At 78.6% G+C, this 12873-nt stretch carries 11 protein-coding genes and 1 pseudogene; 5 read left to right on the top strand and 7 right to left on the bottom strand.

Translation table 11 applies throughout. The annotated features are described in order from the left end of the window. Position 1 precedes the first annotated feature (1 nt). The 3 genes from ANAEK_RS18670 to ANAEK_RS18660 form a co-directional block, all read right to left on the bottom strand. A complete protein-coding gene (locus ANAEK_RS18670) occupies positions 2–388 on the bottom strand; it encodes a hypothetical protein (protein ID WP_011422700.1) in 387 nt (128 codons plus the stop codon). A gap of 109 nt (positions 389–497) precedes the next feature. After that, positions 498–1958: a sigma-54 dependent transcriptional regulator gene (locus ANAEK_RS18665; protein ID WP_012527685.1), complete on the bottom strand. Its 1461-nt coding sequence runs from the start codon at positions 1956–1958 to the stop codon at positions 498–500. Positions 1959–2045: 87 nt separating this feature from the next. Then, positions 2046–2987, bottom strand: a complete 942-nt coding sequence (locus ANAEK_RS18660; protein ID WP_012527684.1) for an FHA domain-containing protein — start codon at positions 2985–2987, stop codon at positions 2046–2048. A gap of 157 nt (positions 2988–3144) precedes the next feature. Here ANAEK_RS18660 and ANAEK_RS18655 point away from each other — a divergent pair, with 157 nt between their 5' ends. From ANAEK_RS18655 to ANAEK_RS18645, 3 genes are read left to right on the top strand one after another with little or no spacing between them, the layout of a single operon-like run. Next, a complete protein-coding gene (locus ANAEK_RS18655) occupies positions 3145–4485 on the top strand; it encodes a serine/threonine-protein kinase (protein ID WP_232288275.1) in 1341 nt (446 codons plus the stop codon). Then, positions 4482–5498, top strand: a complete 1017-nt coding sequence (locus tag ANAEK_RS18650) for a PEGA domain-containing protein (RefSeq protein WP_012527682.1) — start codon at positions 4482–4484, stop codon at positions 5496–5498. The genes ANAEK_RS18655 and ANAEK_RS18650 overlap by 4 nt, the downstream gene beginning before the upstream one ends. Next, entirely contained in the window at positions 5498–7051 is a 1554-nt protein-coding gene (locus ANAEK_RS18645) for a right-handed parallel beta-helix repeat-containing protein (protein ID WP_012527681.1), read from the top strand. The genes ANAEK_RS18650 and ANAEK_RS18645 overlap by 1 nt, the downstream gene beginning before the upstream one ends. 16 nt (positions 7052–7067) lie before the next feature. Here the strand turns inward: ANAEK_RS18645 and ANAEK_RS18640 are convergent, their stop codons facing one another. Further along, on the bottom strand, positions 7068–7334 hold the full coding sequence (locus tag ANAEK_RS18640) for a GlsB/YeaQ/YmgE family stress response membrane protein (protein ID WP_012527680.1): 267 nt from the start codon (positions 7332–7334) through the stop codon (positions 7068–7070). A 158-nt stretch (positions 7335–7492) separates the two neighbouring features. Here ANAEK_RS18640 and ANAEK_RS18635 point away from each other — a divergent pair, with 158 nt between their 5' ends. Next, entirely contained in the window at positions 7493–8653 is a 1161-nt protein-coding gene (locus ANAEK_RS18635) for an OmpA family protein (protein WP_012527679.1), read from the top strand. A gap of 15 nt (positions 8654–8668) precedes the next feature. Next, positions 8669–9589, top strand: coding sequence for a GAF domain-containing protein (locus ANAEK_RS18630; RefSeq protein WP_012527678.1), 921 nt, complete (start codon positions 8669–8671; stop codon positions 9587–9589). On the opposite strand, the pseudogene truD reads toward ANAEK_RS18630, so the two are convergent. The 3 genes and pseudogenes from truD to ANAEK_RS18615 all read right to left on the bottom strand — a co-directional run bounded on the left by truD (position 9590) and on the right by ANAEK_RS18615 (position 12850). Continuing rightward, positions 9590–10635 (bottom strand): annotated as a pseudogene (truD, locus tag ANAEK_RS18625) (tRNA pseudouridine(13) synthase TruD). Then, the gene (locus ANAEK_RS18620) at positions 10632–11948 is read right to left on the bottom strand and encodes a DUF4388 domain-containing protein (RefSeq protein WP_012527677.1); all 1317 of its coding nucleotides are present in this window, start codon (positions 11946–11948) and stop codon (positions 10632–10634) included. Before ANAEK_RS18620 ends, truD begins: the two are co-directional and overlap by 4 nt. Beyond that, positions 11915–12850, bottom strand: a complete 936-nt coding sequence (locus ANAEK_RS18615) for a thioredoxin domain-containing protein (RefSeq protein ID WP_012527676.1) — start codon at positions 12848–12850, stop codon at positions 11915–11917. The genes ANAEK_RS18620 and ANAEK_RS18615 overlap by 34 nt, the downstream gene beginning before the upstream one ends. Positions 12851–12873 lie beyond the last annotated feature (23 nt).

The raw sequence follows: 12873 nt of genomic DNA, 5'->3' as shown, positions 1-12873 counted from the left end.
TTCAACCCAGGCGCTTCATGCCCAGGACCACGTCGATCGACCGCGAGAGCACGCCGGCGAGCAGCGGCAGGCGGAGCACCGCCACGCCGCGCTCGCCCCAGCCGGCCGGCTCGGGCGGCTGCCGCGGCCGCACCGCCAGCACCGGCGTGCCCGGGCGGGCGCGCTCCAGGTGCGACAGCACCGACTCCACCGCCGCCACCGGGACCTCCGGGCAGGTCACCACCAGCGCGACCGGCATCTCGTCGATGGTCCGGTTCGCGGCGGCCGCCGTGGCGACGCGCAGCAGGCACAGGTCCTCGCGGCGGGCGAGGTCCGCGAACAGGTCCTCGCTCGCCGGCGTGGGGTGGGCGAGGAGCAGCACGGAGGGCGGCGGCGGGGCGGTCTGCATCGCGTCGTCCCACCCGAGAGCAGGAACCGCGCCACCGCGTCATTTCATCCGGAACGCCGGGAATCCGGGCGCTTGGCGCATCCGCAGGCGCCGGCGGGCGCCGGCCGCGTCATGCCGATCCGGCATCCTCGGGCTCGAGACCCCAGGCCGCGAGCTTGGTGTAGAGCGTGCGGAGCCCGATGCCGAGCGCACGCGCGGTCCGGGCGCGCGTGCCGTGGCGGCGGAGCGCCGCGAGCACGATGCGCCGCTCCGCCTCGGCGAGCGTCTCGTCGAGCGACACCTCGACCACCGCGCCGGCGGCCGGCGCGGGCGCGGCGGCGTTCGAGGTCGGCGCCGGAGCCGCCGCGGTCCGCCGCGGCGCGGCGGCGTGGCGCCGGGGCGCGGGGACCTCGCCGGCGGGCCGGCCGGCCAGCTCCAGGTCCTCGAGCTTCACCACCTCGCCGGTCGCGAGCACGCAGGCGCCCTCGACCGCGTTCCGCAGCTCGCGGACGTTGCCCGGCCAGTCCTGCTCCACCAGGCGCTGGATGGCCGCCGGCGCGATCCCGGCGATCTGCCCGCCGCTGCGCCGGTTGAAGTCGGCGATGAACGCGTGGACGAGCGCCGGGATGTCCTCGCGCCGCTCGCGCAGGGGCGGGACCACCAGCGTCACCACCTTCAGCCGGTAGTACAGGTCGTGGCGGAAGCGCCCGGCGGCGATGGCCTGCTCGAGGTCGCGGTTCGTGGCGGCCACGATGGAGAGGTCCACCTTCACCTTACCGGTGCCGCCCACGCGCCGGAACTCGTTCCGCTCCAGCACGCGCAGCAGCTTCGCCTGCGTGGAGAGGTCCATCTCGGCGATCTCGTCGAGGAAGAACGTCCCGCCGTCGGCGAGCTCGAACAGCCCCCGCTTGCGCTCGTTCGCGCCGGTGAACGCGCCGCGCTCGTGGCCGAACAGCTCGTTCTCGAGGATGTCGCGCCCGAGCGTGGCGCAGTTCACCGGGACGAACAGGTGCTGCCGGCGCGGCCCGCGGTCGTGCAGCGCGTGCGCGACGATCTCCTTGCCGGTGCCGCTCTCGCCGAGCAGCAGGACGTTGCTCTTGTAGCGCGAGATCTTCTCGATGGCGGCGTGGAGCCGCCGCACCGCGGGCGAGGAGCCGTCCAGCCCGAGCAGCCGGCCCGGCGCGGCCGTGCGCGCGGGCCCGGGGCGCTCCAGCGCGCGGGCGAGGCGCCGCAGCAGCTCGCCGGCGGGGAACGGCGGCGGCAGGTAGTCGTCGGCGCCGAGCTGCATGGCGTCCACCGCCTCCTGGACCGTGCCGCTGCGCCCGAGCACCGTCACCGGCGCGCCGCCCAGCCGCTGCCCGGCGGCTGCGGCGAGCGTCGAGACCGCGGCGCTGCCCAGCGCCTGCTCCACGTAGACCGCCGCGAACCCGCCGCCCTCCAGCGCGGCGAGCGCGTCGTGCTCGCCCTCGACCACCGCGGGGGCGAAGCCCGCCCGCTCGAGCGCCGCCGCGATCTCCGGCGCGCCGCCCGCCGAGACGACCAGACAGGACCTTCCCGCGCCGAACGGCTCGGCCGCGTCGCTCGCGCCCATGGGGCCTCCTGCCGCCCCTTCTACTGCCGATTCGGCACGTGATGCAAGAACGGCAGGCCGGCGCCCCGCGGCGCGGCGCGGTCCGCGTCAGCGCCCGTCGTCGCGGAAGACCAGGATCTCCTCGCGGCCGAGGCGCAGCACCATGCCCGGGCCGAGCCCCTCGGTGCCCGCCACGCCCGGCCCGCCCAGCGTCTCGCCCGGCCCGGCCAGCGCCAGCACCCGCTCGACGCGGTCGGCCGCCTCGCCCAGCGCCACCAGCTCGTCGTGCACCGGCAGCGTCCCGGTGAGCAGCGGTCCCCGGTCCACCGCGGCGCGCACGTCGAGCGCCACGCCGAACGCGCGCACCGCGGCGCGGGCGGTGCGGGCGGCGCGGAGCGCGTGCAGGGGATCCTTCGGTCCCGGCGCGGGCATCCCGAACACCGCCAGGACGCCCGAGGCCGCCAGGCGGGCGGTGACGGCGCCCTCGTTGCTGGCGGCGCGCGCGGCGGCGTCGAGCGCGGCGCGGACCGCGAGCGCGTCGGCGGGGCGCCCGCGTCCGGTCGCCTGGATGGAGAGGCGCAGCACCGTGAGCGGGCGCGCGGCGAGCGCGTTCGGGTCGGCGCCGCCGGTGCGCAGCGCGGTGAGCGCCGGCTCCGCGTCGCCGCGCAGCGTGGCGCGGGCCTCGGCGCGCGGGCGGGGCTCGGTGGGCGACTCGACGCGGGTCCGCTCCGGAGAGGACTCCTCGATCGGCTCGGCGGCCCGCTCGCCCTCGGCGACCCGCACCTCGGTGCGCCCGAAGCGCAGCACCATGCCCGGCTCGATGCGCGCCTCGGCGATCCGGTCGTCACCGAGGAACGTGCCGTTGCGGCTCTCCAGGTCGATCACCCAGACGCCGTCCGCCCGCCGCTCGAACATGGCGTGCATGCTGGAGATCCACGGATCCTCGATCTGCAGGTGCGCCTCGGGCGATCGGCCCAGCACCGTCGGGATCTCCGGCAGCGCGAAGACGGCCCCGGCGCGGGAGCCATTCAGGATCACGAGATCGGCCAAGGTGCGTCCCCTCGGTGCAGCAGGCCTTCCATGATACCCTAGCCGTGACCCGCGCATGTCCGCCTCACGCCCGCCAGAATCGATCCCGCGGGGGGGTGACCCGACCGGCCCCGCGGCCGACGCGCTCGTGGGCCGTGTCTTCGGACAGCGATATCGCGTGCTGAGCCAGCTCGGCGAGGGCGGCATGGGGGCGGTCTACCTGTGCGAGCACTCGGTGCTGGGCCGGCGCTTCGCGGTGAAGGTGCTGCGGGCGGAGCGCGCCTCCGACGCGGAGCTCCGCGAGCGCTTCCGCAACGAGGCGCTCGCCGCGAGCCGCATCGGCCAGGAGAACGTGGTGGACGTGCTCGACTTCGGCGAGGAGGCCGACGGCACGCTCTACTACGTGATGGAGGCGCTGGAGGGGCGGAGCCTCGGCGCCGTGCTGCGCGAGGACGGGCCGCTCCCGGTGGGCCGGGCGCTCGGCCTGCTCGACCACGTGTGCCGGGCGCTCGCCGCGGCGCACGCGCGCGGCGTGGTCCACCGCGACGTGAAGCCGGAGAACGTGTTCGTGGTGCGGGGGCCGGACGGCGTGGAGCGCGCCAAGGTGCTCGACTTCGGCATCTCGCACGTGGAGCAGCTCGGCCGCACCGACCGCATCACGCGCGCCGGCGCCATCGTCGGCACGCCCGAGTACATGGCGCCCGAGCAGGCGGTGGGCGGCCCGGTGGACCACCGCTCGGACGTCTACGCGCTCGGCGTGCTCGCGTACGAGATGCTCACCGGCGCGCTCCCCATCGTCGGCGAGAGCGCCATCGCGACGCTCGTCGCGCACCAGACGCAGGCGCCCGAGCCGCCGTCGCGCCGGCGGGCCGGGATCCCGCCGGAGGTGGACGCGCTCGTGCTGCGCGCGCTCGCGAAGCAGCCGGAGGGGCGCTTCGCGACCATGCTCGACTTCGCGGCCGAGGTGACGCGCATCCGGCTGTCCACGCTCGCCGGCGACTACGCGCGGCCGTCCTCCGCCGCGGCCACCGCGCGCTACGAGCTGCCCGGGGTGCTCCCCGTGCCGACGCACCCGTCCAGCGCCGGGCGTCCGGGCGGCGCGCCCACCGTGCGCGCCGGGACGCCGGCCCCTGCCGCCGATCGCCGCCGCCGGACGGCGCGGGCGGCCGCGGTGATCGGGCTCGCCGCCGCTGTGGGTGTGGCGGGGTGGTGGTGGGCGCGCGCGCGGGCGCCGCGGCCCGCCGACCCGCTGGCGGTCACCCCCGGCCTCCGGGTAGATCCACCCATCGTGCAGGACGCTCCACCCGTGCCGCCGCCGGACGCCTCGGCGCCGCCGCCCTCGACCGCCGCCGCCGCGGCCGCCGCCCCCGCCGTCGCGCCCGCCGTCGACGACGCGCCCGCGGAGCCCGCGCGGCCGGTGCCCGCCGCGGCCCGCCGCCCGGCCGCCCCGCGCCTGCGCCCCGCGCCGGCCGATCCCTATTCCGACGACGGCGGGCTCAAGCCCGATCCCTTCCGATGACCCGACCCTGGCGCCTGCTCCCGCTCCTCGCCCTCGTCACCGCCTCGGCCGCCTCGATCCCCGCCGCCGCGCGCGCGGACGACGTGGCGGAGGCGAGCGCGCACTTCCGCAAGGGCTCGGCGCTGTACCAGCAGCGGCAGTGGCGCGCCGCCATCGCCGAGTTCGAGGCGGCGTACCGGCTGAAGCCGCACGGGGCCATCCACTTCAACGTGGCCCGCTGCCGCGAGCAGCTCCAGGAGTGGCCGGGCGCGCTGCGCAGCTACACCGATTACCTGCGGGAGGTGCCCGACGCGCGCGACCGGGCCGCGGTCCGCGCCGCCATCGGACGCATCGAGGCGCGCCTCGCCGCCGCCGGCGTGCAGGCGCTGCTCGCGTACACCGATCCGCCCGGGGCCGAGGTCCGCATCGAGGGCCGAGCCCGCGGCACCACCCCGTTCCACCTGACCCTGCCGCCCGGCCCGTACACGATCGCGCTCGCCCTCCAGGGCTACGCACCGGTGGAGCAGGCGGTGGAGGTCGGCGCGTCGGCGTCGCGGGTGGTGGAGGTGGTGCTCCAGCCCGGCGCCGCGCCGGCCCCGGCGCCCTCGGCCGCCCCGACCGTCCGCGCCTCGCCGTCCGCCCCGGGCGCGCCCGTCGCCGGCGCCGCTGCCCCGCCGCCGGGCCGCGCGAGCGCGCTGCCGGGGCCCGCGCCCACCCGCCCCGACCTCTCCGCCCGCGCGCCCGCCTCGCCGGTGCCGCTCACGCCCGCGCCGCAGGCCCGGCCGTCGCGGCACCGCGTGTACACCTGGGTCGCGGCCGGCGCCGCCGCCGCGGCGCTCGCCGCCGGCGCGATCTACGGCCAGGCCGCGCAGCGCAAGCGCGATGCGCTGGTGGACGGCGCGCCGCACGACGACGCCGCCGCCCTGGCGCGCGACGCGCGCTCGAAGGCGCGGACCGCGAACGTGCTCTACGGGATCGCGGGAGCGGCCGGCGCCGCGGGCGTCACGCTGTTCTTCGTGGAGGGGACCTTCTGATGCGCCGCCTCGCCGTCGTCGCCGCCGGGCTCGCGCTCGCGGCCTGCCAGGTGGACGTGGAGGGCGCCGCGTGCCAGGTCCCCGGCGCCACCGCGCAGTGCCCCTCCGGCCAGGCCTGCGGCAACGACCTGCGCTGCAGCCGGCGCGCGGCCGCCTGCGAGGGCGGCGCGTGCACCCCGGGCCAGGTGACCTGCTCGGCCGCAGGCGACGTGGTGCGGTGCGACGGCACCGGCGACGCCGTGTGCGGCGGGACCTGGACGCGGGTGGCGGACTGCGGCGCGGGCGTCCTGTGCGGTCAGCGGACGCCGGATGCCGATCCGGAGTGCTACTGCCCGGAGGCCGCCGGCGGCGAGCTGTGGGTGGACCCGGTGGCGGGCGCGCCGCAGGGCGAGCCGGCGCCGACCGGCGCGCGCGAGCCGGCGCAGTGCCGCTTCCGCGCGCTCTCCGACGCGCTGGCCCGGGCGGCCGAGGGCGGCGCGACCGCGGTGGTCGCGGCGGGCGCGGCCCCGGCGGTCTACCCGGTGGCCGCCGACCTGGTGATCCCGCCCGGCGTGACGCTGCGGGGCGACGACGCCCCGGCCGCGCCGGCCGGCCGGATCCTGGCGCTCGGCGACGGGGTCGTCGCGGCGGGCGTGACGCTCGGCGCCGGCTCGACGCTCGCCGGCGTCACCGTGCGCGACGACGCGGCGCCGGACGCGGCGGTCGCGGTCCGGACCGCGTGCGCCGCCGGCGATCCCGCCCGCGTGGCCGACGTCGCCGTGGCGGCGTCGCGCGAGGGCGGCGCGCTCGCGGCCGGGCTCCGCCTCGAGGGCGCGTGCCCGGTGGCGCTGGAGCGCGTGACGGTCTCGGGCGCAGCGGGCCCGGGCGTGGCGGTGGCGCGGGAGGTCGCGGTGGGCGCCCCGGTCACCGCCGAGGACTCGGTGCTCCAGGGGAACGCGCAGGAGGGGCTGCGCCTCGCGCGCGGCGACGTCACGCTGCTCCGGGTGACCCTGGCCGCGAACGGCGGCGCCGGGCTGGTCGCCGCCGCGGGGGCGGACGGGCGCCTCACGATGGAGGGCTGCACCGTCCGCGACAACGGGGCGACCGGCGTGGTGCTCGAGGCGAACACCGCGCGCGTCTGGATCAGCGGGACGCGGATCTGCCGGAACGCGGCCGCCCAGCGCGGCGCGTTCACCACCAAGCGGGCGGTGGGCGGCCTGTACCTCGCCGGCAACCCGCCCGCGGGCACGCAGGCGGTGGGGTTCTCCGGGAACGCGCTCCACGGCAACGCCGGCGATCAGGTGCTGGTCTCGGGCAGCGTGACGGCGTGGCACCTCGACGGCGGCGCCGGCGCCTGCGGGGCCGGGCGCAACGTGTTCGGCGAATACGCGCCGTCGCCGGCCCGCGGCCTGGTGGCCGACTCCGCGGTGGTCACCGCGCGCTGGAACGGCTGGGCGGGCCTCGTGCCGGCGCCCGGGACCGACTACGAGGCGGTCACCGGCGTGAGCGCCGCGTCGGTGGACGCCTCCACGTACTGCGACCCACCGGCCGCGGCCGAGCTGATCTGCGAGTAGCGCCGCGCCGCGGGCGCTAAACGGTCCGCCGCCGCGGCGTCATCACCATCCCCGCGATCACGAGCAGCACGATCGCCCCCACCAGGCTGCCGATGAACCCGGCGGTCTGGAACGAGGTGCCGGGCGAGCCGGCGAACGCGGACGCGACCAGGCCCCCGATGATCGAGCCGGCGATGCCGAGCAGGGTGGTCATGACGAACCCGAGGCTCTGCTTCCCGGGCACCACCGCGCGCGCGATGAGCCCGATGACGAACCCGAAGACGATCCAGGCGATGATCCCCATTGACCTGCCTCCCGGCGCAAAGGTAGGCCCGAGGCCGACGCCGGTGCTTGCCCGCCCCCGCAACGCGCGGGCGGGCGCGCGGGCGGGCGCACCTCGACCGTCGGTACGGGCGCTTCCTTGACTCCCCGATCCCCCGCCGAGTAGCGTCGGCTCGCGCCATGTCCCTCCGCCTCTCCCCCGCTCGCGCGCTCCTCCCGGCGCTCCTGGTGACCGCGTGCGCCGCCGGCGGGCAGCTCCGGGCCGACGTGCGCGCGGTCCGGGCCGAGCTGGTGGAGGCCCGAGGCGCGGGGGCCGAGCGCTGCGCCGCGGACGAGCTGTCCGACGCGGAGGCGAGCCTGGAGGAGGCCGAGCGGCGGCTGGGGCGGGGCGAGGACGCGGCGGCCCGCGCCCGGGTGGAGGCCGCCGGGCGCAGCGCGCGGCGCGCGCGGGAGCTGGCCCGGACCTGCGCCGCCCCGCAGGTCACCATCCGCAAGGGCGAGCCCGCGGCGCGGGTGGTCATCGAGAAGACCGACGGCGACCGCGACGGCGTCGCGGACCTGGACGACCGCTGCCCCGACGCGCCCGGCCCGGCCACGCTCCAGGGGTGCCCGGACGCGGACGGCGACGGCGTCGGCGACGCCGAGGACGCGTGTCCCGCGGAGGCGGGGCCGGCCGAGACGCTCGGGTGCCCGCCGGCGAAGGACTCCGACGGCGACGGCGTCCCCGACGAGATCGACCGGTGCCCGCTCGATCCCGAGGACGCCGACGGGTTCCAGGAGGAGGACGGCTGCCCGGATCCGGACGACGACGGCGACGGCATCGTGGACCGCGTGGACGCGTGCCCGCACGAGCAGGGGCCGCTCGAGAACCGCGGCTGCCCCGTGATGGACGCGGACGGCGACGGGGTGGCCGACCCGGACGATCGCTGCCCCGGGCAGGCCGGCGTCGCCGCCGACGGGTGCCCGCGGGCGTACCGGCTCCTCGAGGTGGGGCGGGACCGGATCGCGCTGCGCGAGCCGGTGCGCTTCGGCGCGCGCGACGACCTGCTGCCGTCGAGCGCGGTCCTGCTCGACGAGCTGGCGCAGGCGCTGCGCGACCACCCGCGGCTGCGGGTCGCGGTCGAGGTCCACACCGACGGCGCCGGCGAGGCGGCCGCGAGCAAGCGGCTGAGCCAGGCGCGCGCCGAGGCGGTGCGGGCGGCGCTGGCCGGGCGCGGGATCGAGGCGGAGCGGGTGGAGGCGAAGGGGTTCGGGGCCGAGCACCCCATCGCCTCCAACAAGACGGCGCGCGGTCGCGCCCAGAACCGGCGCACCGAGATCAGGATCCTCCCCGGCGGGTGAAGGCGAGAGGGACGCATGGCGCAGTTCGAGATCTTCGTGCCGGCCACCCCGCCCGCGCAGGCGGCGGACGTGGTGGTGCTCCTCGAGGCGGACAGCTGGCTCGGGGCGCTCCGGGCCGGCGTGGCGCGCATCGGCGGCCGCCACCCGGCGAACGTCCTCTGCGACGTGCGCCCGGGCGGCGTCATCCACGTCACCGACCCGGAGACCGGCCGCGCCTTCCGGATCCAGGAGCTGCCCGAGGCGGCGGTCCGCCCGGCGCGCACGCCGCCGCCGGGGTCCCCGCCGCCGGCGCGGCCGCGGCGGCCGGCCCGCGACGAGATCACCGAGAAGCTGCCGCTCCCCGGCGCGGCGCGGCGCGGGGAGCCGCCGCCCCCGCGGACGCCGCCGCCCCGCCGGCCGCCCGCGCCCATCGGGCGCGAGCCGGCGCCGCGCTCCTCCTCCACCGACGCCCTGCTCGCCGGGCTGGCGCGGCGGGCGGCGGCGCTGCCCGGCGTCGCCGCCGAGGCCGGCGGCGGGCTGGGCGCGCTGCTCGACCTGGCCCTCGAGCTGACCGGCTGCGAGGCCGGGTCGGTGTTCCTGCTGCGGCCCGGCGAGCGCGAGCTCTCGTTCGCCGTCGCGCGCGGCCCCGCCGCCGGGGCGATCCTCCGGCGCGGCGTGCGGGTGCCGGTCGGCGCCGGCGTGGTGGGGTTCTGCGTGCAGGAGAACGTGGCGCTGGCGGTGTCCGACGTGCGCCAGGACCCGCGCTTCGACGACGCGGTGGCCCGCGCGGCCGGCTACGAGGCCCGCTCGCTCCTGTGCACGCCCATCGCCCGCGGCGGCCGCGTGCTGGGCGCGTTCGAGGTGATGAACAAGCGGGGCGGCGAGCTGTTCGACCAGCAGGACGTGGCGGTGCTGGCGCTCCTCGCGGACCACGCGGCGGCGCGCCTGGGCGCCTGATCAGTCCGCGTCCTCGGGCAGCTCCGCCTCGCCCTTGGTCAGCTCGCGCATGACCACGGTGGCGTACGCGCCGCGGGGCAGCTCGAACGCCGCCCGGTACCCGTCCTCCAGCGGCTCGAGCGCGACCTCCACCCGCAGCCGCGCCGCGCGGCGGGTGCCCTCGGCCTCGCCGCCGCCGCGCGCGAAGTCGGCGAGCGCGATCCCCTCGGCCTCGAGCAGCCGCGCCTCGCGGGCCCCGGCCTCGCCGGCCGCCAGGCGCAGCGCGTGCCCGAACATCGGGCCGGCCGGCGAGATCTCGAACCGCTCCACCCGCGGCCCGTCCGCGGCGGGGTCCTCGCAGGTGAACAGGCCGCCGGTGTCGAGCTTCTTCATCGCGTCGCCCTCCAACGCGGCCGCGAACAGCCCGTCCGCCATCCGCTCCGCCAGCCAGCGGTTGAACAGGAGCGACTGGTAGGCGGAGAGCGAGAGCCGGCGCAGGAAGCGATCCCGCGCGGCGCGGCCGGCCTCGGGAGTCCGCTCGCCGGTGACGAGCGCGCGCCCCACCGCTGCGTTGCGCCCGGCGGCGCCGAAGCGCTGCGGCCCGAAGAAGTTGGGGAGCCCGCGCGCCGCGAGCGCGCCGGCGCACTCCCGTGCCCGCCCCAGGTCGCCGCCGCGCACGCCAGCGTGAAGCGGTTCGCGCGCACGTGGCCGGTGCGGAGCTTGTTCTGGTGGCGCGAGACCTCCAGCACGCGCAGGCCCGGCGCGGCGAGCGCGGCCGGGTCGGGATCGCGCGCCACCGGGAAGGAGAGCCACTGCGTGGTGACCGCGTCCTTGTCCTTCAGCCCGGCGCAGCCGGCGTCGCGCTCGGGCACGCCCAGCGCCCGCGCCAGCTCGCGCACCACGTCGCGGGTGGTGCACCCGCGCTTCTCCACGCGGAGGTACAGGTGCGGGCCCGCGCCGGACGGCAGGTACGCGGGCACCTCGTCCACCCGGAAGTCCTCGGGGGCGCGGCGCAGCGCGCCTCCGGAGCCGGGCAGGTCGGCGGTGACGAAGGGGAGGTCGGTCATGCGGAGGGGAGCAGCGCCTCGACGCGCGCGAGGCCGCGCCGGAGCGACGCCCCGAGGGCGCGCTCCGCCGCGCGCTCCAGGCGGTCGCCGGCGGCGAAGAGGTGGAAGAAGAGCAGCTCGCGGAGCGCCTCGAACAGCACCCGCGCGCGATCGCCGGAGGGGTGGAGCCGGGCGGCGGCGGCCGGGGCCAGCGCGCCCACGTTCGCCGCCAGCGCGCCTGGGTCGAGCGCGCCGTCGTCGGCGTGGCCCACGTGCGCCCAGACCGGCGCCCACGCCGCCGCGCCGTCCGCGAGGAACCCGCGCACCGCGGCGCGCAGCGCCGGCCGGCCCGCCTCCGGCACGGCGGCGGTCACCTCGCGCAGGAGCGTGTTCATGGCCTCCGCGAGCTCCGCCAGGCGCGCCGCCTCCGGGGCCGGCTCCGCGGCCGCGTCGGCCTCCACCGCGACGTGGCCCGCCTCGGCGAGGTGGTAGAGGAGCTTCGTCGCCTCGAACTCGTCCAGGTGCGCGGCCATGGCCAGCTCGGCCACCGTGCGGCTCCCGTCCACCAGCTCGAGCAGGGCGCGCTCCGGCGGCTGGAGCGCGGCCGCGCGGCGCGGGCGGCGCCGGCGCACGCGCGCCCGGGGCCCGGGGATGCGGGCGCGGAACAGCGCCAGCTCGTCCATGCGCCGGGCGCCGTCCATCAGCAGCGCCTGCGTGCTCACCGTGAGCGCGGCGGCGGCGCGCTCCGGCAGCTCCTCGTCCATGAGCACGAACGTGCCGCGGCCGGCGAGCAGGACGGCCTGGAACACCACCGTGGCCTGCTCGTGGAGGCAGTTCCACAGGTCGGCCGCGGAGAGCGCGCCCGCGTCGAGCAGCGCCTTGCCCACCGGCCGCCCCGAGCGCAGCGCCTCGCGCGCCTGCGCCTCCCCCACCAGCCCGAGCCGCACCGCGATCTCGCCCAGCCGCTCGCCGGGCGCGCTGGAGCGGGCGCCGCGCACCTCGCCCTCCTGGAACGCCACCGAGCGCTCCACCCCGCCGGACGACACGGTGAGGATCCCGGTGAGCCGCGACTGGTGGAGGAACGCCATCAGGTCGCCCAGCGGGAAGCCGTCCAGGTCGCCGGCCAGCAGGCAGCGCGGGCGGGCGGCCGCGGCCCCCGTGGCCGGGGTGCGGCGCGCCAGCAAAAGGTCGGGCGCGGAGGGCAGGAGCACGAAGCGCCCGGCGCGGTCGGCGAGCGCGCGCCGGACCTCGTCGGTCTGGGGGACCAGCCGCCCGTGGGCGTCGATGTCGACGAGGAGGGTCAGTCCTTCTCCCAGCCCTGGTGCTGCTGCCACTCCTCCTCGTCCTCGAGCGCGTGCAGCAGCATCGCGGGCGAGAAGTCGGGCAGGGCCAGGTAGCGGCCGTTCAGGAACAGCGTGGGCGTGCCGCGAAGCCCGGCGGCGCGCGCCTCCGCCTGCGAGGCGCGGATCTTGTCCAGGTACTTCCGGCTGGCGAGCGCGTCGCGCAGGTCGCCCGCGTCGCCGCCCGCCTCGCGCGCGGCCGCCGCGATCGCGTCCACGTCGAGCGGCGCCGCCGCCTCGAACAGCGCGTCGTGCAGCGGCCAGAAGATGCCCTGGTCGCGCGCCCACTCGCCGGCCTGCGCCGCCTCCAGCGCGCCGGGGTGCGCCTCGATGGGGAACGGCTTGAAGACGAGCTTCACGCGGCCGGGGTGCTCCTCCACGAAGCGCTCCAGCGCCGGGCGGAGACCCCGGCAGAACGGGCAGGTGAAGTCGGAGAACTCGAGCAGCGTCACGGGCGCCGCCGGGTCGCCGAGCGGCGGGCCGAAGCCGTCGGTGGCGAGCGCCATGCGGCGGTCGAACGAGGCGTAGTAGTCGTCCACCAGGCCCGGCAGGACCGACGGGCCGGCGCCGGCCGCGACCAGGCGCGCCGCGAGGCGAGCCATGCGCGCGGCGTGCTTGCACGGCTGGTGGGTGCGCAGGCAGCTCCCGACGGTGTGCGGGCAGCCGCAGTAGCAGAACGCCCGCGAGGCCCAGTCGCGCACGATGGCGCGCTGCTCCGGGGTGAGATCGTCGAGGTCCACGCCGGCGAGCGGGTCGGCGGTGGCGGCGGCCTCGGGGGCGGCGCCCGCGGCGGCGGGGGCGGCGCCCGGTGCGGGCGCGGCGGTCTTGCAGGCGGGCAGGCCGGCGAGGCCGAGGGCCGCGAGCGCGGCGAGGAGGATCGAGCGGGAGACGGTCATGGAGGGAGCCCCGGGGAGCGCGG

Origin of the sequence: Anaeromyxobacter sp. K, from assembly GCF_000020805.1 — a bacterium.
Taxonomy (GTDB): domain Bacteria; phylum Myxococcota; class Myxococcia; order Myxococcales; family Anaeromyxobacteraceae; genus Anaeromyxobacter; species Anaeromyxobacter dehalogenans.
This window is presented reverse-complemented; position numbering and strand designations above follow the sequence as displayed.